General features: G+C 67.9%; 17 protein-coding genes and 1 pseudogene. 7 read left to right on the forward strand and 11 right to left on the reverse strand.

Going from position 1 to position 21,003, the window contains the following annotated elements; genetic code table 11:
- Positions 1 to 431: pseudogene (locus ACSVC7_RS26010) on the forward strand (phosphomannomutase); the annotation flags it as partial.
- Positions 432 to 537: 106 nt separating this feature from the next.
- Here the strand turns inward: ACSVC7_RS26010 and ACSVC7_RS26015 are convergent.
- From ACSVC7_RS26015 to ACSVC7_RS26055, 9 genes are all read right to left on the reverse strand, one after another.
- Complete coding sequence (locus ACSVC7_RS26015) at positions 538 to 1,800, reverse strand: hypothetical protein (RefSeq protein WP_448207945.1); 1,263 nt, start codon at positions 1,798 to 1,800, stop codon at positions 538 to 540.
- Positions 1,793 to 2,161 carry an SET domain-containing protein gene (locus ACSVC7_RS26020; protein ID WP_448207944.1) on the reverse strand — a complete coding sequence of 123 codons (369 nt, stop codon included), beginning with the start codon at positions 2,159 to 2,161 and terminating at the stop codon, positions 1,793 to 1,795. Before ACSVC7_RS26020 ends, ACSVC7_RS26015 begins: the two co-directional genes overlap by 8 nt.
- A 39-nt stretch (positions 2,162 to 2,200) precedes the next feature.
- On the reverse strand, positions 2,201 to 2,638 hold the full coding sequence (locus tag ACSVC7_RS26025) for an SET domain-containing protein-lysine N-methyltransferase (protein ID WP_448207943.1): 438 nt from the start codon (positions 2,636 to 2,638) through the stop codon (positions 2,201 to 2,203).
- A gap of 276 nt (positions 2,639 to 2,914) precedes the next feature.
- A complete protein-coding gene (locus tag ACSVC7_RS26030; protein ID WP_448207942.1) occupies positions 2,915 to 3,862 on the reverse strand; it encodes a methionyl-tRNA formyltransferase in 948 nt (315 codons plus the stop codon).
- A complete protein-coding gene (locus ACSVC7_RS26035; protein ID WP_448207941.1) occupies positions 3,859 to 4,629 on the reverse strand; it encodes a polysaccharide deacetylase WbmS family protein in 771 nt (256 codons plus the stop codon). The genes ACSVC7_RS26030 and ACSVC7_RS26035 overlap by 4 nt, the downstream gene beginning before the upstream one ends.
- Positions 4,626 to 6,521 carry an asparagine synthase (glutamine-hydrolyzing) gene (asnB, locus tag ACSVC7_RS26040; protein ID WP_448207940.1) on the reverse strand — a complete coding sequence of 632 codons (1,896 nt, stop codon included), beginning with the start codon at positions 6,519 to 6,521 and terminating at the stop codon, positions 4,626 to 4,628. The genes ACSVC7_RS26035 and asnB (ACSVC7_RS26040) overlap by 4 nt, the downstream gene beginning before the upstream one ends.
- Positions 6,522 to 6,524: 3 nt before the next feature.
- The gene (locus ACSVC7_RS26045) at positions 6,525 to 7,559 is read right to left on the reverse strand and encodes a class I SAM-dependent methyltransferase (RefSeq protein ID WP_448207939.1); all 1,035 of its coding nucleotides are present in this window, start codon (positions 7,557 to 7,559) and stop codon (positions 6,525 to 6,527) included.
- Positions 7,549 to 8,700, reverse strand: a complete 1,152-nt coding sequence (locus ACSVC7_RS26050; protein ID WP_483508829.1) for a DegT/DnrJ/EryC1/StrS family aminotransferase — start codon at positions 8,698 to 8,700, stop codon at positions 7,549 to 7,551. Before ACSVC7_RS26050 ends, ACSVC7_RS26045 begins: the two co-directional genes overlap by 11 nt.
- Before the next feature lie 46 nt (positions 8,701 to 8,746).
- Complete coding sequence (locus ACSVC7_RS26055) at positions 8,747 to 9,349, reverse strand: acyltransferase (RefSeq protein WP_448207937.1); 603 nt, start codon at positions 9,347 to 9,349, stop codon at positions 8,747 to 8,749.
- 220 nt (positions 9,350 to 9,569) lie between these two features.
- On the opposite strand from ACSVC7_RS26055, the gene ACSVC7_RS26060 reads away from it, so the two are divergent.
- Both ACSVC7_RS26060 and ACSVC7_RS26065 read left to right on the forward strand, forming a co-directional pair.
- Positions 9,570 to 10,505: an NAD-dependent epimerase/dehydratase family protein gene (locus ACSVC7_RS26060; RefSeq protein ID WP_448207936.1), complete on the forward strand. Its 936-nt coding sequence runs from the start codon at positions 9,570 to 9,572 to the stop codon at positions 10,503 to 10,505.
- A 5-nt stretch (positions 10,506 to 10,510) separates the two neighbouring features.
- The gene (locus ACSVC7_RS26065; RefSeq protein ID WP_448207935.1) at positions 10,511 to 11,566 is read left to right on the forward strand and encodes an NAD-dependent epimerase/dehydratase family protein; all 1,056 of its coding nucleotides are present in this window, start codon (positions 10,511 to 10,513) and stop codon (positions 11,564 to 11,566) included.
- Between the two features lie 6 nt (positions 11,567 to 11,572).
- Here the strand turns inward: ACSVC7_RS26065 and asnB (ACSVC7_RS26070) are convergent, their stop codons facing one another.
- The gene (gene asnB / locus ACSVC7_RS26070; RefSeq protein WP_448207934.1) at positions 11,573 to 13,486 is read right to left on the reverse strand and encodes an asparagine synthase (glutamine-hydrolyzing); all 1,914 of its coding nucleotides are present in this window, start codon (positions 13,484 to 13,486) and stop codon (positions 11,573 to 11,575) included.
- A 49-nt stretch (positions 13,487 to 13,535) separates the two neighbouring features.
- Positions 13,536 to 14,486, reverse strand: a complete 951-nt coding sequence (locus tag ACSVC7_RS26075; protein ID WP_448207933.1) for a Gfo/Idh/MocA family protein — start codon at positions 14,484 to 14,486, stop codon at positions 13,536 to 13,538.
- 439 nt (positions 14,487 to 14,925) lie between these two features.
- Between ACSVC7_RS26075 and ACSVC7_RS26080 the strand changes: the two genes are divergently transcribed.
- The 4 genes from ACSVC7_RS26080 (at position 14,926) to ACSVC7_RS26095 (ending at position 20,996) form a co-directional block, all read left to right on the forward strand.
- Entirely contained in the window at positions 14,926 to 17,334 is a 2,409-nt protein-coding gene (locus tag ACSVC7_RS26080; RefSeq protein WP_448207932.1) for a glucosamine inositolphosphorylceramide transferase family protein, read from the forward strand.
- 107 nt (positions 17,335 to 17,441) lie between these two features.
- Positions 17,442 to 18,359 (forward strand): methionyl-tRNA formyltransferase, encoded by a 918-nt coding sequence (locus tag ACSVC7_RS26085; protein WP_448207931.1) that lies wholly within the window; start codon positions 17,442 to 17,444, stop codon positions 18,357 to 18,359.
- A 146-nt stretch (positions 18,360 to 18,505) separates the two neighbouring features.
- On the forward strand, positions 18,506 to 19,666 hold the full coding sequence (locus ACSVC7_RS26090) for a DegT/DnrJ/EryC1/StrS family aminotransferase (RefSeq protein WP_448207930.1): 1,161 nt from the start codon (positions 18,506 to 18,508) through the stop codon (positions 19,664 to 19,666).
- Positions 19,667 to 19,679: 13 nt separating this feature from the next.
- Complete coding sequence (locus ACSVC7_RS26095; RefSeq protein WP_448207929.1) at positions 19,680 to 20,996, forward strand: glycosyltransferase; 1,317 nt, start codon at positions 19,680 to 19,682, stop codon at positions 20,994 to 20,996.
- The last annotated feature ends 7 nt before the right edge of the window (positions 20,997 to 21,003 follow it).

The following is a 21,003-nucleotide window of genomic DNA, read 5'->3' on the forward strand; positions in this document are numbered from 1 at the left end:
CGGGGCACATCTTCTTCGCCGACAAGTGGTACGGCTTCGACGACGCGCTGTACTGCGCGGTGCGGCTGATCGGGCTGGTCAGCAAGCTGGACGTGACGCTGGCGAGCCTGCGCGACCGCCTGCCGGCGGTGGTCAACACGCCGGAGACGCGCTTCCAGGTGGACGAGGAGCGTAAGTTCCGCGTCGTGCAGGAGGTCAAGGAGCGTCTGGCGGCCGAGGGCGCCACGGTCAACGCCATCGACGGCGTGCGTGTGTCGACGCCGGACGGCTGGTGGCTGCTGCGCGCCTCCAACACCCAGGACGTGCTGGTCGCCCGCGCCGAGGCCTTCGACGAGGCCGGGCTGGAGCGGCTGAAGGGCATGGTGGTCGCCCAGCTGGAGAAGTCCGGCCTCAAGGCCCCCTCCTTCGAGGACGGCGGCAGCGCACACTGATACCAGTTCGAACTGGTATTGGCCGCGACGGCGCCGGCTTCGGCCCGTAAGGGCTGAAGCCGGCGTGGCGTGTGAACGCAGCGGTCCGACTGTTTCCGACCGCGCATCATTCGCGCTGATGCGTAGCGCGATGATGCCGGTCCAGCGCTCCGCCCAGCCAGAAGAAGATCAGGCTGACCCCACCCCCCAGCAGCGCGGTCTGCAACGGCGTCGCCACCCCCTGGAGGACCTGCAGGAGAAGCCCGGCGACGGCCAGGGCCGCGGGGTAGACGGCGCCGTCGTTGACGACGCGGAGGCGCCGCGCCGGCCCGGGCGGCAGGGCGTAATAGTTCAGGGTGAAGACCGGGTGGTCGATGGCGGCGTGGCACGCCTCGTAATTCACATGGGCCAGGATCGCCGTGGGCAGGCGGAAGTCGGCGGCCAGGACGGCGAAGGACAGGAAGGTCAGGCCGGGGTAGAGCCGGTTCAGCGCCGTCCCCGGGCGCCTCATCAGGGGGTGGGTCACCAGCAGCGGCAGCACCATGCTCAGCAGGTTCAACGCCATGGTCACCGCGCCGAGGAAGCCGCCCAGCGCCTGTTCATCGGGAAAGCGGCTGGCGTAGACGGAGAAGGCCAGATACTCCGCCAGGGTCTGCAGGAAGATGTTGAGGAACAGGCTGGCGGCGAGCAACGGCGCCATGGGGTGGCAGCGCCACAGCTCCGGCAAACGGGCGAGGCCGGCGGCCACGCTGTCCTCCGCCGGCTCATCCCCGGCGGGCGGCGGCGCGGCGCCCCGACCGATCCGGCGCAAGGCGGCGAGGGTCACGAGCAGGATCAGCACGCCCCCCAGTGGTGCCATAGAGGGCGGCGCCATGGAGGATGGCGCCACGGTGGACGCCACGGCCACCAGCCCCGCGCCCATCGTGGCCCCCACCGCCATGGCGGTGGCGAGCGGAGCGTTCAGGCGGGTGGCTTCGGCGGCGGAGAAGCGTTCGGCGAACAGCAGGTAGAACAGGCTGTAGGCCATCAACTCCAGCAGGCTGACCGCCAGATAGCGTGCCAGAGCCAGGGGCGAGGCCAGGACGCCGCCGTCGTCCAGGGCGGCGATCCCAGTGCCCGCCAGCATGGCCGCCAGCATGGCCACCGCCAGCCCCGCCAGCACCCAACCGAGCAGCCGGGCGCGCGGCCAGCGGTGCACCACCGTGGACAGGACCAGCGACACCGGCACCGACAGGACGGCGAACAGGCCGTAGTAGAGCGGCAGCCGCTCCGCCCCCGCGACGCCGAGGAAGGCCGCCGCCGCCAGGGTGGAGGCGTAGGCGTTGCCCGCCCCGATCAGCCCGGCCAGCCCCAGGAACCGCCAGGCGCGCGGGGGGAGGGCGCTAAACAAGGGGATTGCCGGGATAGAACTCGTTGTAGTTGCACAGAAGCTCCTCCCCGGCAGCGATGTCGCGGGAGGCGATGGTGTATTCGCCGTTGTTGTCGGTGTTCGGGTCCGGGCTGTGGTTCATGAAGCGGGCGTGGTCGCCGTCCAGGATGTGCACGTCGGCGCCGGGCCGGTAGGGATAGCTGTAGGTCTCCAGGAAGGCGCGCGTCGCCGGCGGCGCGGTGTCGCGCTCGGCCCGCGTGAACAGCCGGTCGATGCCGGGGTCGAAGCGCCAGACGATCGTGCCCTTCGCGATGTCCTCGGCAGCGAACAGCCCGATGCCATGCACCGTGCTCGGCCCAAGAACCGCTTTCACCATCAGCATGTGTCGTGTCCCGTGATTTGAAAAGAGGAAGGAGAGCCCTCAGAGGACGCACCGTTGGCCATCCGGCACCGCCTCGCACCAGCAGGGCTTGCCGAGCTTGACCAGATCCATGCGCCCGTAGTCGATGGTCAGCTGCTCGCCCATGTCGATGTCGCGCAACGCCTCGACCATCAGGCCGCCGGCCTTGACCCGGCAGTTGGGCCGGCAGGAATGGTTGATGTAGTCGATGCCCGAGATGTCCTGCCCGTCGATCGGCATCAGGGCGAAGAGGCGGCCGTCCGTCACCGTCACATGGATCGACATGCCCCCATCCAGGCCGCGCCAGTCCACCGAGCCGTCGGCCCGCAGCTCGAACACCTCCGCCCGGCCGTCGAAGAAGCCGAGCACCGTGCCCGCCCTGATGCGCCTGCGCGCGAAGACCCCGCGCTGCCCGGCGATCATCCTGACATCGACATACTCGAAGGCGGTCCAGCTCATCGAAGGATTTTCTTAAAAAATGCTCAGATCATTCGCATCAAACTCATGCAATGGCATTCTGGCAAGCAAGAACGTGCAACGCCTGCGTGCGGCCCTACGGACAAACCGGAGACATCGGCCAGGGGGCCGCGGCGTCTTGGCCGACGGTGCCGTTCCCGTTCGCGGTGTAGACGAGCAGGCCCGGCGGACGCTGCGCATCAGGAAGGAGCATGGGATCTTGCTTGACGTCTACCGGGCGATGGGCCGCAACCCGCCGCTTGAGGAAATGTGGTGGAGCTACAGCAGACGATTGCGCAGGCTCTTGAGAATCAGGGGCTTGGCTGTGTCACTCCCTGGCATGCCCGAGGCTTCGCCCCTCGACGCTTCAACCTCCGTCAGACGCAGGACGCCATCGCCGCAGGCCACCACGGGATCCCCGTCCAGGCCATAGCAGACCTGGCCGGGCACGGCGAGAAACGGTCCCGGATGCTGGGTCCGCTGTGCCCGCCACACGGTTATCCGGGTCTCGCCTTCCAACGTGGTGAAGGCGCCATCGAAGGGGCGCGAGGAAGCGCGCACGAGGCGCAGGATCGTTTCGGCCGGCGCGGTCCAGTCAATGCGGGCGTCGGAAGGCCGGCGCGGGTAAACCCGCAGGGCGGCGGCTGGGTCATCGCTCTGCGGCTGGGGCTCGATGGTCCCGTTCTCCAAGCCGTCGATGGCCATGACGAACATCTGCGGGATCCGCTCGTCCATCCAGGCGTAGACGTCCCCAATGTACGTGTCCGGACCGAGGGGAAAACGGTCGCGCACGACAACGGGACCGGCGTCCAATTCCTCAGCCATGCGATGGATGCACAGGCCCACATGCGGTTCGCCGTTCAATATGGCCCAGTTCGGGCAGGCGTTGCCGCGATAGCGCGGCAGGTCCCCAGCGTGGGCATTGAAGACACCCAGGGGAAATGCGTCCAGCAGTGCCGGCCCGAGCAGCGCAAGCCAGTTCATGGATATGGCGGCCCGGCAACCGAAGCTCGCGAGCCGCGCGACATTTCCCGGGGTGTTGATGGCGAGATCATCAAAAAAGGCTGCGCCAGCCCGGCGCGCCAACTTGGCGAAGTCCTCCGGGCCAACCCCATAGAACGCCTCGGCCCGGCAGGTCCAGACCACGGGAATTTCATGTCCATGCTCCAGGAGACGTTCACCCGCAGCAAGCAGCGCGCGCGTCCGGCCGATCACGGCAACCCTCATGGCCAGGCTCCGGGCACGCCGTCCGCGATCTGCGAGACGGTCCGGAACCGCCCGGATCCGCCGGCACCGATCAGGCGGGTCAGAAAGGTCCTGGTCCCCAAGCCGGGGTTGGCGTATCGGCGAACTTCGGCTTCATCCAGTGCCCACAGCGGGGTGATGCCCGCGGTCTCCTTCAAGGCTGAATAGCGATGCATGCCGTCCATGTTGAGCGCCACGTGGATGGGGTGGAAGTCGAAGATGCGCAGCCCCTCGCTTGCCGGAGGCTCGGCGCTCCAGTTCCACGACGGGTCGGCCGCGGCGAGGTCGTCTTCCCAGAAATAGGGAAGCCGAACGATGCCGCGCCCGGATCGGCCCAAATGCAGGCGGACCGGGCGCAGTCCAGGATGGAAGGGCAGAAACAGCGAAACGTCCGTCACGATCCCTGGGCATTCATCCGCCACCAGGGCCAGCAGGGGGCTGGACTGAACCAGGCCGTGCGTGCGCATCGCCCTGGCCTGCGGCGCGATGGTCAAGCAATGCGACAGAACGGCCTGCGGTGTGGCACCGTGGCTCGAACCGGGCAGGAAGTTCGGGTGGATGCCGATCTCGAACAAGGGGTCGCGGGCGAGATCGGCGAGGATGTCGCTGCGGTGGGTTGCGAAGAAGGTGGCGGGCACCCCTGCCGCCCGGCAGAGCCCGGCGCACAGGTCGATGCACCAGTCCGGCGCCCAGTCGACATCGAAGGTCAGGGCGGCCGGGCCGTCGTTCCCGGCCGGGGAGGGCGTCATGGCGGCGCCCCTCCGGCCAGAAAGGTCCGGCACCATTGCTCGACCGACAGCAGGGACCAGATCAGCAGACGCCGGTTCTCGCGCCCTTCCAGGTGGTTGGCGATAAGCCCATGCACCGTCCGAAAGTCGAGGTAATCGTAGATCCGGGCGCGGCTGTCCAGAAGCATCCGCCGCACATAATCGATGCTTTCGCCGCGGAACCAGCTGGCGTCCGGGGCTGAAAAACCCTTCTTTTCACCCTCGCTGATGGTTTCGGGAACATAGCGGCTCATCACGCGGCGCAGCAGCAGCTTGCCGTCGCGGGTGCGCTCGAAGTACTGGCGCGTCTTGTCGCCCGGCGTGTTCTCGTTAAGCCGCACCACCTCACCGAGATTGCCCAGCTTGCAGCCGACCGGCAAGCGCTGTGCGAAATCGACGAGGTCGTTGTCCAGAAACGGCACGCGCGTCTCCAGGCCATGGGCCATGCTGAGCTTGTCGTCCACAACCAGCAGCCCATGCAGGAACGTGCGCGCCTCGAAGTAGAGCGAGTGATTGATATAGTCTTCCGGCCGGGTCAGCTGGTCGGCGTGGCGGCTGAAGACATTGCGGAAGATGTCCCGCGTGGAGACATGCCTGACGTCCCGCCATATCGGGCACAGCAGGTTCGGCATGACGGAGGACGGAACGAGGCGCTGCCAGTAGGCGAAATACTTGTCGACATACTGTTCGAAGCCATCGTTGACGACGGCCCGGTAGTAGCGCCAGGGATAGCCGCCGAACAGCTCGTCCCCCCCGGTCCCGGCCAGCACCACCTTGCCGAACTTGCTGGCGAGCTGGGCCGCATAGAAATTGGGATAGCTCTGCCCGACGCGCGGCTCCTCCAGGTGCCAAGTCATGCGCGGCAGCACCCGTTCCATGTCGCCCGCTTTCAGCACCATCTCATAGTGCTCGGTGCGGAACAGGTAGGACATGTGCTCGGCCATGCCGCGTTCGTCCATGGCAAGCTCAAGGCCGGACGCGGAATGCAGATCGAAGCCGACGGTGAAGGTCTTCAGGTCGGGGACCTGCCTGGCGGCCACCGCGGCGATGGAGCCGCTGTCGATCCCGCCGCTCAGATAGGCCGACACCGGCACGTCGCTGATCATCTGGCGGTTGACGGCCTGGAGGAACAGGCGGTCCAGTTCCTCAGCATAGTCTTCTGTCGTCCCGCGTTCGGCAGGCTCGCTGAAGGCGAAATCCCAGTAGCGTTCCAGCCGCGCCGCATCGTCGTCGCCCGAGGCGCGGACGCGCAGGAAGCAGCCCGCCGGCAGCAGCTGCACGTTCCTGAACAGCGTCCGGTCGGTGAGAAAGTTCTGGAAGGTGAAGTATTCGACCAGGGCTTCCTCGTCCATGCGGGCCTCAAGGGCGCCATGGGCGAGGAGAGCCTTCACCTCCGACCCGAACAGCACGGTGGCGCCGGCCCGGCTCCAGTAAAGCGGTTTGATGCCGTAGCGGTCGCGCGCCAGGATCAGCTCGCGTTCCCGGCGGTCCCAGATGGCGAAGGCGAACATGCCGTTCAGGCGGTTGAGCGCTCCTGCCCCCCATTCGGCCCAGGCATGCAGGACCACCTCCGTGTCCGTGCGCGACTGGAACCGGTGCCCGCGCGCTTGCAGTTCGGCGCGCAGTTCGGGATGGTTGTAGACCTCGCCGTTGTAGGTGATGGCGTAGCGCCCGTCGGCGGTCACCATCGGCTGCCGCCCGGCTTCCGTCAGGTCGATGATGGCAAGCCGGCGGTGGCCCAGTCCGCAGTTGCCGTCGGTCAGGACGTCCCCGCCATCCGGGCCGCGGTGGGCCAGCCGTTCCGTCATGCGGCTGAGCAGGGCCGTTGCCGCCGGCGCTCCGTCCAGGTTCACAAAGCCCGCGATCCCGCACATGGCTCACCCGCCCCGCCGGGCGATGACGGAAATCCCGGCGTCCTGGACGTGTTCGCGTTCGATCGCCAGCCCCTCCTCGGCGCACCAGGCGCGCACTTCCTCGATCGACTGCCGGTGGGCGTTGCGCGGGCCGTACCAGTCGAGATTGATGTGATTCAGCTCGTCGAGGCTGAGTTCGGGGTGGTGGAAAGCCTTGAACACATGCCAGTAGAACAGACGTTGCAGGTCGATCCGCCCGGCGGGGATGCCGAGGAGGTCGATCGGCTCGGGAATGTCCACCTCCACGCCAAGATCGCCAAGCAGCTTGCCCAACCGGGTGAGCGGCATCATCGCCTCCCACGCCTGGGCCGGGGGCATGTCCTGCAGGCGGTCGCGGATGTGGTCGTCGGTGAACTCGCGGATCGGTCCTTTGCGCCGGTAGACGTAGAACAGGAACCGTCCACCGGGCTTGAGCTTGCGGACCAGGGACTGGATGGCCCCGCGGGTGGAGTCCGTGTGGTGCAGGACGCCCTGCGACACGATGACGTCCACCGAGGCGTCGGGAAGCGGAAGGTCGGTCAGGTCGGCCTGGAGGAAGGCCCCGGGCAGGCCTTTTTCGGCGAAGAGCGCCGCCGCGGCTTCGACCGCGGGCGAGATGTCCACCCCGAGATAGCGCACCCGCCGAATGCGGTCGCCGAGGATGCCGACACCCGAGAGGCCGGCCCCACACCCCGCCTCGACCACCAGCGGCTCCGGCCCATGGTCGGCCCACCAGGGGGCCTCGGCCACCTCCCCGTAGTTGGTGCGGTACCAGTCGGAAAGAAGACGCCGGCTCGCGTCGCTCCGGAAGCGGTCCTCGCCGCTCCAGATGTATTCGAACATACGGCGCGTCTGCGCCTGAGCCTCCGATGGGCGGGTGTCGTGGCGCAGGATGCCGTTCAGCCGCACCAGCCGGCCCATTCCCCAGGCCGCCGGACGGGATTCGCCCTCCGGCGGGAGGTCGATTCCCAGCACGGGGCCGAGCCAGGCGGGAACGCGCGACAGGTGGTCAAAGACCATGGAGGGCCTCAATGACATAAGCGTAGTCGTCCGGGGCCATGCGGTTGTGGAGCGGGATAGCCATGCTGTCGCGGTCGCAATCCCGCGCTCCCGGGAAATCGTCGGGGCGGAAGCCGAAAAGGTCGCGGTAGTACCCCAGCATGTGCACCGCATGCGTTCCCGGCCGCGTCGCGATGCCCCGTTCCTGCAGGCGGGCCATGATCTCGTTGCGGGGCGCCGGGGCGCGGTCGGGATCGACCCGGGTGACGAAGGACTGCCAGGCATGGCGGCCGTCCGCCGGTTCGTCGGGCAGGTGCAGCCAGCCCAGGCCGGCGAGTTCGCGCCGGTAACGGGCCGCCGCCGCCGCCCGCTCCGCGATGAAGCGGTCGAGCTTGCCGAGTTGGACCAGCCCCACCGCCCCCTGGAAATCAGTCATGCGGAAGTTGAAACCGAGGACGTCGAAATCGGGCAGCAGATAGGGACGCTGGCCATGGTGGCGCACCTCCTCGGAGACGGAGGCGCCATGGTTGCGCAGGATGCCGATGCGCTCGGCCAACGCATCGTCGCGGGTGGTGACCATGCCCCCTTCGCCGGTGGTGATCGACTTGCGGGGATGGAAGGAGAAGGCGGCGACGTCGCCCAGCCCCCCGGCGGGACGGCCCCGGTATTCGGCACCGGCCGCGCAGGCAGCGTCCTCGATGATCGCCACGTCCGGCGGCAGGGCGGCGCGCAGGTCGTCGATCGCGGCGCACAGGCCGAACAGATGCACCGCGATCACCGCCCGGGTGCGCGGCCCGGCAAGGCGGGCCGCCGCGCCGGGGTCGAGGTTGAACGTCGTCCGGTCGACGTCGGCGAACACCGGGGTGGCGCCGACGTACAGGACGGCGTTGACGGTGGACACCCAGGTGAAGGCGGGGACGATGACCTCGTCGCCGGGGCCGATGCCGCAACCGGCCAATGCCAGATGCAGGGCCGTCGTGCAGCTCGTCGCGGCGAGCGCGTGGGGGACCCGGTGACGTTCGGCGAACGCTTTTTCAAAGGCGGCGACCTTGGGTCCCTGGGTGAGCCATCCGCTTTCGATGGGCTCCCGCAGGGCCAGCCACTCTTCCTCCCCCAGGCTTGGCAGGGCGATGGCGACCTGACGCTTCGGCCTCCCGGTCATGACGACGCGGTCCGGCAGAAGGGACGGGGGTGGGGCATGGCGGGCTTCACCGTTCCGTGATCTCCTCGATGGCGTGGGGGCCGGTTTCGCGATACCGCACGCCCGTGCCCGGACAGACGAGATCGGGGCCGAGGGTATGGCCGGCGCGGCTGACCCAGCCAATCCGTTGCGCGGGGACGCCGGCCATCAGCGCATAGGCCGGGACGTCGCGCGTGACGACGGCGCCGGCCGCGATCATGCAGTATTCCCCCAGGGTCGTGCCGCACAGGATGGTGGCATTGGCGCCGATGCTGGCGCCCCGCCTGACCAGCGTGGGCTTGAATTCCGACTTCCGGTCGATTTCGGCCCGCGGTATCAGGACGTTGGTGAACACGCAGGACGGGCCGCAGAAGACCCCGTCCTCCAGCGTCACGCCCTTGTAGACCGAGACGTTGTTCTGGATCTTGCAGCGGTTGCCGATGGTCACGCCGGGTCCGATGGACGCATTCTGCCCGATGACGCAATCCCGCCCGATCCGGGTGTCGGGCAGGACGTGGCTGAAATGCCAGATGCGGGTGCCCGCGCCGATCTCCACAGGATCGTCGACGTAGGCGGACTCGTGAACCCACACCTCCGGCCTGTTCGCGGCTGCCGTGCCCCCCGACGTCATGGGCGTTCCCCCGTGCTGAATTCCCTGGCCGACCATAGCGGAACTTGCTGGAAGTCTGGTTGCCAAATCGTCAATTCGGCGCGCCGGCATCCACACGGCCAGGCCGGGTGAGCCTGGCATATGAGCCTGGAAAGTCTTTCCCCGTTGAGCGATGATCCCCGCCCACCCGTTGCGGCCGTCCCCCGCCGCGCTCGGCCCAGGGATCCGATTGAGGCAGACAATGAAGATTTTCGTCACCGGCGGCGCCGGATTCATCGCATCTCACCTGATCGACCGGCTGCTTGCGCGCGGCGACGAGGTGGCCGTCATCGACAATTACGCGACCGGCCGCCGGGACAACCTGACCCCAGGGCCGAAGCTCCAGGTCGTCGAGGGATCGATCACCGACGCCCCTCTGGTCCGCAGCCTGATCGGCGATTTCAAGCCCGACCTGGTGGTTCATGCCGCCGCCTCCTACAAGGATCCCGACAACTGGAGCGAGGACGTCCGGACCAACACCCTGGGCACGGCCAACGTGGTCCAGGCCGCTGTCGCCGCGGGCTGCCGGCGCTTCATCTATTTCCAGACGGCGCTGTGCTACGGGCTGAAGCCGCTGACCCAGCCGATCACGCTCGACCACCCGATCCTGCCGGGCGGTTCGAGCTACTCGATCAGCAAGACCGCCGGCGAGGAGTACATCGCGCTGTCCGGTCTCGACTACGTCACCTTCCGGCTCGCCAACGCCTACGGCCCGCGCAATCTGTCCGGACCGCTGCCGACCTTCTACCATCGCCTGACGTCGGGAAAACCGTGCTTCGTCATGAAGACCCGGCGGGACTTCATCTACATCGACGACCTGGTGGATTGCGTCCTGCATGCGGTCGATGGCCGGGGGCATGGCGCCTACCACATCTCCTCGGGCTCCGACCACGCCATCAAGGACCTGTTCGATGAAACCGTGCGGGCCTTGCGCATCAACCTCGAACAGCCGGTCGAGGAACGCGAGCGCCATCCGGACGATGCCTTCACCATCCTGCTCGACCCCTCGCGGACCCATGACGAGTTCGGATGGTCGGTGAGGACGCCGTTGCGCGAGGGGGTGGCCCGCACCATCGACTGGTACCGTGAATTCGGCATCACCCAGACCTACACCCATCTGCGGCAGCCGACGGAGTGAGCGCGATGACGGAAGGTTTCGCCGGCCGCACCGTGCTGGTGACGGGGGGAGCCGGCTTCATCGGGTCGAACCTGTGCCGGCGCGTTCTGCGCGACGGCCCGGCCCGCCTCGTGATCGTCGACAATCTCCTGTCGGCGGAGATGGACAACGTCCCCGTCCACCCGGCGGTCGACGTGCGGCCCGGTTCCATCGCCGACCTGCGGCTGCTGGCCGCGCTGCCGGCGGAGGTGGACTACGTCTTCCACCTGGCCACCTATCACGGCAACCAGAGTTCCATGCATGATCCCGTCGCCGATCATGCCAACAACACCCTGACCACCCTGCATCTTCTGGAATGGCTGAAGGACCGGCCAAGCCTGCGCAAGGTGGTCTACGCCTCGGCCGGCTGCACGGTGGCCAGGAAGACCTTCGACGAGACCGAGGCCACCGCCGAGGACGCCCCGGTCCCGCTCCATCTCGACAGCCCGTACCAGATCTCGAAGATCATCGGCGAGTATTACGGCAACTATTATTTCGGCCGGCACGGCGTGCCTTTCGTCAAGGCCCGCTTCCAAAACGTGTACGGTCCCGGCGAGATCCTGGGCGCCGGCCGATGGCGCGGCACGCCGGCGACCGTCTGGCGCAACGTCATCCCGACCTTCGTGTGGAAGTCCCTGCACGGCGAGGCGCTGCCGGTGGAAAACGGCGGCATCGCGACCCGCGACTTCATCCACGTCGACGACATCGTCGCGGGTCTGGTGGCGTGTGCGCTGCGGGGCACGGCGGGGGAGGTCTACAACCTCGCCTCCGGCGTCGAGACATCAATCCGCGATCTGGCCGAGACCATCAACGAACTGACCGGCAACCGGACCCCCATCGCGCTTGCCCCGGCCCGTTCCTGGGACCACTCGGGACGGCGCTACGGCGACCCGTCCAAGGCGCGGGAGTGGCTGGGATTCGTGGCGTCCGTCCCCTTGCGCGAGGGGTTGGCACAGACCATCGAATGGACGCGCGGGAACCTGGCGATGATCGAACGCTGCATCGGCCGGCACGCCGTGTTCATGCAGCGGGACGCCGGATAAACCGCGTCAGCGCAGCAGGTTGCGAAAATCCTGCGCCCGGTCGTGGAATTCCTGTTGCCACAGTTCCAGGCTCAGGAACCCCCAGGTCTTGCGCGAGAATCGCCCGCTGCGCGACAGGTTGGCCAGAACCCGGCCGTTGTCGACGTAGGGACGGGACAGGGCCTTGCCCGTGCCGAAGACGTCGTGGAACCACCCGGACAACGGCCCGGCAAGCCATTCCTTCAGCGGAACGGGAAAGCCCATCTTGTCCCGCCGGTTCAGAACCGGGCCGGGCAGGGCATCGCGAAAGGTGTCCTTGAGCAGGTGCTTCATTCGGCCGTCGCGGAACTTGACGTCGGCCGGGATGGTGGCGACGAACTCGACCAGCGGGTGGTCGAGCAACGGAACCCGGCTTTCCAGCCCGTGCGCCATGCTCATCCGGTCCTCGACATGCAGAAGCGCCGGAATCAGGCACTTCAGGTCGAAGTGCGTCATGCTGTCGAGATAGGCTTCCTTGCGGACATTGGCGCGGTTGTTGAAAATGGCCCGGAAGTCGGCGGCCACCCTCTGCCGGTCCAGGTCTTCCCACCGCACCTCGTCGGTGATGTCGCGTGACTGGTCGACGAGACGGAAGTACCGCTCGTCATGCGGCCCGAACAGCCCTTCGCGCCAAAACTCCTGCAAAAGGGGCTTGTATTCCTGCAGGACCGTCAGGTTGGGGATGATCGACTCCGCCGTGACGACGAAGTTGCCGTTGGCATAGGTCCCCTCGATGGCCGCCTTCAGGCACTGCTCGAAGTAGGCGACGAGATAGCGGGCGTACCCGCCGAAAATTTCGTCGCCGCCCTGGCCGCCCAGCACGACCTTGACCTTCGAGGCGGCCAGAGCGGACACCATGTACTGCGGGAAGGCGCCGGGACCGGCAACGGGATAGTCGAGGGCGCGGATGACCGACCGGATGTTGTCGCGGAAGTCGTCGGGGGTGATGTCCACCTCGTGGAGCATTCCCTGCGCCGCCTGGGCCGCAACGCGCGCGTGGGCGCTTTCGTCGTAGCCGGCGGGCTGGGAGAACTTCCCGTGAAAGCCGTCGAGCGGCTGGCCGGCGTGCGCCGTGGCCAGGGAATGGATCAGGCTGGAATCCATGCCGCCGGACAGATAGGCGCCCACCGGCACGTCGCTGCGCAGGTGCAGGGCGACGGTCTCGTCCACCAGATCGCGCAGACGCCGGCTGAAGTAGGTGGGGCTGTGGTCGAAGTCGATGTCGTACGAGATATCCCAGTAGCGCCATTCGCGCACGCGCCCGTCCTCCACGGCCAGGGCGTGCCCCGGCAGCAGTTGGCGAACGTGGCGGAACAGGGTGTGGGCGCCGATGGTGTACTGGAACGTCAGGTATTCGGTCAGCGCCAGCGGGTCGGTCTCGATCTCCGGCAGGAAGGGGAGGAGCGCCTTGGCCTCGCTGGCGAAGACGAACAGGTCGCCGGCCACGGTGTAGTAGAAGGGCTTGATGCCGAACCGGTCGCGTGCGCAGAACAGGCGTCGGCGCGGTTCGTCCCAGAGCGCGAAGGCGAACATGCCCCGCAGCCTTTCCAGGATGGCGTCGCCATACAGGACATGGCCGGCCAGCAGGACTTCGGTGTCGGATGAGCTGCGGAACCGCCACTGCGCCTCGCAGGCGCGGCGCAACTCCGGCGCGTTGTAGATTTCGCCGTTGTAGGTCAGGATCTGCCCCTGCGGGCTGATCATGGGCTGGCGTGCCGCGTCGCTGAGGTCAAGGATGCTGAGCCGCCGGTGGACGAGGCCGACCTCGCCGCGCGGGCTCGTCCAGGTGCCGTGACCATCCGGTCCGCGGTGCGCGATCAGGCCGCTCATGGCCGACAGCGCCCGGTCGAGATGGGGCACCGGCGCTCCGCCAAGATGAACGACACCTGCTATTCCACACATTCCGGACCATCCACTGAAACCTGTTGTGCCAAACCCCTGTTGAGCCCCGCTACTCCGCGAGGACCCCGGCGCAGAAGGGATGGCAATCCCCGGCAAGCCCCCGGGGATTGGCGGTGCGAACCTCGAAAACCGTCTCGATCGCCGCCCGTGCGTCCTCCAGGCCATAGCCTTCGCCGGCGAGGATGCGTTCGTAGGTGACCGTGTGGAGGTCGGTGAAGCCTTCGCTGAACTCCAGTTCCTCGCCGTCGATGACGATCGAGCGGAAGGTCCGCTTGCCGGCGGCGCGGGCTTCGGCGGGAAGATGGTCGGGGTTGATCGACAGGAACCAGCGCACCCGGGCCCTCTCGAATTCGAGATAGCCGGCGGCCACGTCGGGCTTGTGGATGTGCACCGTGCAGGAGCGCCGGGGGCCGAAGACCCACGCCAGCATGTCGAAGAAATGGACGCCGATGTTGGTGGCGATGCCGCCGGACTGTTCGATGTTGCCTTTCCAGCTCACGTGGTACCAGCGCCCCCGCGAGGTCAGGTACGTCAGGTCCACGTCGTGGATCCGGTCCTCCGGCAGGCGGGCGACCTTGGCCCGCAGCGCCTGGATGGCCTCGTGGTGGCGGAGCTGGAGGACGTTGAAGATGCGGCGGCCCGACTCCCGCTGGATGTCGGCCAGGGCATCGATGTTCCAGGGATTGAGCACCAGCGGCTTTTCGCAGATGGCATCGGCGCCGGTGCGCAGCGCAAAGCGGATGTGAGCGTCGTGCAGGTAGTTGGGCGAGCAGATCGACACGTAGCGGACCGGCTTGCCTCTGCGGCGGAGCTTGTCGATGTGCCGGTCGAACCGCTCGAACTCGGTGAAGAAGTGGGTGTCCGGGAAATAGCTGTCGAGAATGCCCACGCTGTCCTTGGGGTCCAGGGCGGCCACAAGGTCGTTCCCCGTGTCCTTGATCGCCTTCATGTGGCGCGGCGCGATGTAGCCAGCAGCACCGATCAGTGCGAAAGGTTTCATGAACATTCCCCGGACAATGGGCGCCACTCGGCATGGCGCGTGCGGCAACCGGCGATACTGTCGCCGCCACACGGTTAAGGATTTCATAAATCGGCGCTCTGACCGGGAAATGCCCGGCAATTTCATCCGCTTAAGATTGTGAAAGCGGCGAAGCCTGGCCGGTGGTTCCACAGGAATCCAAATTCGGATACCAATAAACGCTTTTGGTCGAACTCGACAGCCTCTTGCAGAGCAAGATGCAGGAGGGGGCGATGCGCCCGGCCGGACCTGAAGCGCTCATGCGCCGCCCTTTGGGGGGTGGCGGCCCTATGATAGTCTGCCACCATACACGTCCGGTATTGCCGCATGGCCGAGACTCACGTGGTTGCCGGCTTTCGGCAGCCGTGCCGGGAACGGTATGGCGCCGGCGCAACTCACTTGGACTGAAGGCGGGTGTTTGATGACCCCATTGCGCGTCGGCGTGCTGGTGGATGGTCTTGAAAAGCGCGCGTGGATCGCGCGGATTCTGGAGGAGATCCGGAACACCGACTGCGCCCAACTGTGTGCGGTCGTGGTCCGCGCCCCGCGCGCGGCGGCCGAGCCTGACCCCGCCGAGCAGGCCGACGCCGCGCGCCGCCAGATGTTCTGGCGGTACCAACGCGAGGACCGGGAATCCAACACGCCGCAGCCCGACGCGTTCGCGGCGGTCGACATTTCGCCGCTGGTGGCGGGGGCCGAGATGCTGACCGTCACCCCCCTCGAAACCCGCTACTCCGACCGTTTCAGTGATGCGGACGTCGCGCGCATCCGCGCGCTCAAGCTCGACGTGCTGCTGCGCTTCGGCTTCCGCATCCTGCGCGGGGACGTGCTGTCGGCGGCGCGCTACGGCGTCTGGTCTTTCCATCACGGGGACAACCGCCGCTACCGCGGAGGCCCGGCGCTGTTCTGGGAAATTTACGAGGGCAACCCGGTGTCCGGCGTCATCCTGCAGGCACTGGACGAGAGCCTCGACAGCGGCTTGCCGCTTTACCGGTCCGATGGCGCCACCAACCAGTTCTCCCTGGCGGGCAACCGCAACCAGGCTTATTGGAAGGCGGCAACCTTCGTGGGCCGCGTGCTGCGCCGGGTGCACCGGCACGGGTGGGAGCGCGTCGCCGCCGAGGCGCGGGCCGCGCAGCGGAACGACCCGGTCGGCACGCTCTACCGGACGCCCGACAACATCGCCATGGTTCGCTTCCACGCCATGCTCGAAGACCGTCGCCGGGCGCAGCCGGTCGACTGGCGGTGGAGCGTCGTCGTCCGGCCGCGCCAGCCCGGCGTGCCGCTCGCCGACGCGCTGCGCACGCCCGGCGGATGGACGCTCCACGCTCCCTTCGGGCATTGGTACGCGGACCCCTTCCTGTGGGAGCGGGACGGCCGGACCTTCCTGTTCTTCGAGGACTATTCCCAGGCCGAGGGCAAGGGGGTGGTTTCCGTCGTCGAAGTTCTGGGCGGCGGGCGCTTCTCGGAGCCCGCCGTTGCGTTGCGGCGGCCCTACCATCTCTCCTACCCGTATGTCTTCGCCTGGGGCGGCGCTCTCTACATGGTGCCGGAGACGCGGCAGAACGGCACGCTGGAACTCTACCGCTGCGTCGGCTTCCCCGACCGTTGGGAACTCGACGCCGTGCTGATGTCCGGGGTGGAGGCGGTGGACGCCACCATCATCGAACACGGCGGGCGGCTCTGGATGTTCACCAACATCGCGGCCCACGGCGCGTCGAGTTGGGACGAGCTGCACGTTTTCCACGCGGAGCATCCGGCCGGCCCATGGACGGCGCATCCCGGCAACCCCGTGGTGTCCGACGTCCGCCGCGCCCGCCCGGCCGGCCGACCGTTCCTTCAGGATGGCCGGCTGATCCGCCCGGCGCAGGACTGTTCGCTCCGCTACGGCTACGCGCTGACGTTCCGCGAGGTGCTGGAGTTGACGCCCGCGTCCTTCCGCGAGTGCGACGTCGCGACCGTCACGCCGGAGCCGCTCGGGCACATGGGCGTGCACACCATCGACACGACGGCGTCGTACCTGGTCCACGACGCCTACGACGAGCAGGTCACGCTGGCTGATTTCGCCCGGCAGCTTCCGCGCGGCGGACGCGGCTACATCTTCGGTGCCGGAACCGGTGGCGCCCTGGTCAAGGCCGCCATCGAGGACGCCTTCAAGGACGGCGGTGGATTCGCCGTCGACGCGTTCATCGACAGCCACAAGGCCGGTTCCCATTGCGGCCTGGAGATCCTCGGCACCGAGAAACTGCTCGCCGAGGGGGACCGATCCGCCATCATCATCCTGACGGCCCAGTCATGGCAGGACGTGGCGGCGACGCTCAGGGCGGCGGGGTTCCGCTTCCTGGTCAACGCCTTCCCGCACGTCGCGCGGGCGCTGGACGAGCAGCGGGCGCCGGCACGGGTCATGAGCCAGACCGAAGCGGCCGACGCGATGATCGCGAAATACACGACGGACGCCCGTTCGATCATCGCGACGACCGAGGACCTGGACAGGCTGCCGGCCGACCGGCCCGTCCTCGTCTATGGCGCGGGACAAGGGGGGCAACGCATGGCGGCCCTGGTCCGCGCGGCCGGCCGGACCGTCGCCGGCTTCGTCGACACGCACAAGGCCGGCACGCTGGACGGTCTGCCGGTCCACACGGTCGACAGCGTTCTGGCCGCCAGCAGGGGCGAGACGGTGATCATCGCCAGCCAGCACTGGCACGAGATCGACACACGGCTGATCGCGCACGGGATGTCCACGGCGCTGAACGGCTTCCCCCTGCTCGAGGGGAAAGCATGGCGCGACTGGTGGCCCGCCGACCTCCGGCCCGCCGGGGCGGGGGAATAGCCGGGATATCCCGGCCCTATTGCCAGAGAAGCCGTCCTGGGCGATGGTGCCGGGCTTTTTGCGGTGTGCCCGATCCGGCCGCCGGAGCGGCAGGGGAGGCGGAGCACATGGCGGACCCTCGGGTCCTGTTTCTGGGAAGCAAGGCGTTCGGGCTGCGGGTGCTGCGGGTGCTGAAGGCGGCCACGCCGACGGCCATCGGCCATGTGCTGACCATCGACGATTCGGCCGATGCCCGCAGCGTGCTGCCGCTGATCCGCGCTTATGCGTCCGAGAGCGGGATGGCGGTGGATGTCTGCGCATCCCGCGACGCCGCCAAGCGGGCCATTCTCGACTACGCCCCGGACATCTGCTTCGTGTGCGGATGGTACTGGCTGTTCGACCGGGAGACCATCGATGCCGTGCCCGGCGGCATCGTCGGCATCCACAATTCGCGACTGCCGAAGTACCGGGGTGGGGCACCGCTCGTCTGGGCGCTGATCAACGGCGACACGACCGTGGGATCAACGGTCTTCGTCATGGGATACGGGATGGACGACGGGCCGGTCATCGGCACGGTGGAGGTGGCGGTGGACGGGGACGACACCATCGCCGACGTCCTGCAACGCCTGGAGGATGCGGTGGCCGGCCGGCTCGCGGGGTTCTGGCGGGGCTTCCTGGACGGCACCATCCTTCCCGTTCCCCAGGACCATGCGCAGGCGACCTTCGCCGCCCAGCGGCTTCCCGAGGACGGGCTGATCGACTGGAGCCTGGACGCGACCACGCTCCACAACTTCATCCGCGCCCAGTCGTTCCCCTATCCCGGCGCCTTCACCGTCCACGAGGGGCGGCGGATCACCATTGCGCGGGCCCGGCCGCTGCCCGTGACCTACCACGGCCGACCGGGCCAGGTGCTGCAACGCCAGTCCGACAGCGTCACCATCGCCTGCAGCGGCCACAGCGCCATCGAACTGCTGGAAACCCTGGAGGACGGCACGCCCCGCCCCCCCGCCGCCATCTTCACCTCGCTGCGCGTCCGCCTGCGCTAAGAGCACATCACTCCAGGCCGGGACGAATTACCACTTGTTAAGCATGCCAGGGGTAGTGGTGCGGCTTGCGCCCGATTCCGCAGCCCTTTCGGGACGCTTGGGAAAGGCCAGCCTGCAAGGCGGGGCAGCCGCCTGACGGAGAGAACATGCCTGGTCTCGCACAGCCGCCGCACTTGGCCTTCATCGATCTTCAGGCACAGCGCCTGCGCCTTGGCGACCGCATCGACCGGGCGATCGGCCGGGTGCTGGAGCACGGCGGCTTCATCATGGGTCCGGAGGTGCAGGAACTGGAAGCCAGACTGGCGGCGTTCGCCGGGGTCCGCCATTGCGTAACCTGCGCCAACGGCACGGACGCGCTGCAACTGGCCCTCATGGCGCGGAGCATCGGTCCCGGGGACGCGGTCTTCGTTCCGGCCTTCACCTTCGCCGCCACGGCCGAGGCTCCGGCGCTCCTGGGGGCTACGCCGGTTTTCGTCGACGTCACGGAAGACACCTTCACCATGGCGCCGGCCAGCCTGGAAGCCGCCATCGACACGGCCCGGCGCTCCGGCCTCAGGCCGGCGGCCGTCATTCCCGTCGACCTGTTCGGCCAGCCTGCCGACTACGAGCGCATTCTGCCCATCGCCCACGCCCACACCCTGTTCGTCCTGGCCGACGCGGCGCAGAGCTTCGGCGCCACGCTGTCCGGCCGGCGCGTCGGCGGGCTGGGCGACGCGACCACCACCAGCTTCTTCCCCGCCAAGCCGCTCGGCTGCTACGGAGACGGCGGCGCCGTCCTCACCGACGACGACCACTTGGCCGCGATGCTGCGCTCGCTGCGGGTGCACGGCCAGGGATCGAACAAGTACGACAACGTCAGGCTCGGCCTGAATTCCCGGCTCGACACCATCCAGGCCGCCATCCTCATCGAGAAACTCGCCGTGTTCGAGGCGGAGATCGAGGCGCGGTCCCGCATCGCCGGGGTCTACTCCGCCGGACTGGCGTCCTGCGATGGGGTGTGGACGCCCGTGATCATGCCCGGCGCGACCTCGGTTTGGGCGCAGTACACCATGCGGAGCGAACGGCGCGACGCATTGGCGGCGTGCATGAAGGCCGCCGGCATCCCCACCGCCGTCTACTACCCGATTCCGCTGAACCGGCAACAGGGCTATGCCCGCTGCCCGGTCGCCTTGGGCGGCGTGCCGGTGGCCGAACGGCTGGCGGCCTCGGTCCTGAGCCTGCCGATGCACCCTTATCTGGAAGCGGATGCACAGGAGCGGATCGTTGCGGCCGTCCATGCCGCCCTGCGGTCCGGGTACGCCGTCTGATGTGGCCGCTCCCGTGACGAACACCCGGCCCATGGGCGACGACCGGCGGACCATCGTCGTCTTCTACAACGCCCGCCATTCGCTGCCGCTGCGCTCGTCCAACGAGGCGCATGTCTACAGTTGGGGGCGGTACTCGAAGCACCATGTCCTCTACATCAATGTCGGGTACGGGGTGCCGTGGCGGGTGCTGGACCGGCTCGACATCGACGCCATCGTCTTCGACACGATCTTCCTGTCGATGCACTGGGATCCGGGGCTCTTCGCGTTCCGGGCCGGTCCCTGTCTGCGCCTGCGCGACCGCGACTGCCCGAAGATCGCTGTCGTCCAGGACGAGTTCATGAACATGAACATCGTCGTGCCTTTCCTGGAAGCGGTCGGGATCACGCATGTGCTGAGCTGCGCCGAACCCGCTGACTGGCCGACGATCTATCCCGGGCTCGATCCCGGCCGTGTCGGGTTCCGCACGGCCCTGACCGGCTATGCCGACGAGAACCGCCTGGAGCGCATCGCGCGCATGCCCAGGCCACCGCGCGACATCGACATCGGCTACCGCGCCTGGAACAACCCGCACTGGCTGGGGGAGTACGGCACCCACAAGGTGCGCATCGGGCAGGAGGTCGGCGCGGCGGCGCGGCGGCGCGGCCTGCGGGTCGACATCAACGCCGTGGACGCCAAGGATTTCCTGATCGGCGACCGCTGGTTCGAATTCCTGCTGCGCTGCCGCGCCGTCCTGGGTGTCGAGGGCGGCGCCAGCCTGTGCGACTGGGACGGATCGGTCCGGGCGCGCGTCGAAGCCCATCTGCGCGCCCATCCCGACGCCACCTTCGAGGAAACGCGCGCGGCCTGCTTCCCCGACCAGGACCACGCCATCGACCTGGCCTGCCTGTCGCCACGGCATTTCGAGGCGTGCATGACGCGGACCTGCCAAGTCCTTCTGGAAGGCCGTTACAACGGCATTTTCGAACCGTGGCGCCACTACATTCCCGTCCGGAAGGACTATTCCAACCTCGACGAGGTTCTGGATGCCCTGGCCGACGAGGCGCTGACCGCGCGGATCGCCGAGCAGGCTTACGAGGACATCATCGCCTCGGGCCGGTGGAGCTACCGCGCGTTCATCGGGGATCTGGAACGGACGATCATCGAACCGGCACCGCCGTCACCACGAGCCCATGGCGCTTTGACCAACGCGGCTGCCCGCCTGCTGCTGCGCCTGCGCGAGGCCACGGTGCTGCGCTTTGCCCATGTCGAGGCGGCGACGGGAGGAACGGCGCCGTCGGCGGTGGACCGCTACCTGTTGGCCGAGGGGCGGCGGATCCTGGACCTGCAATAGGACGGAC

The organism is Azospirillum mesophilum, assembly GCF_053470405.2.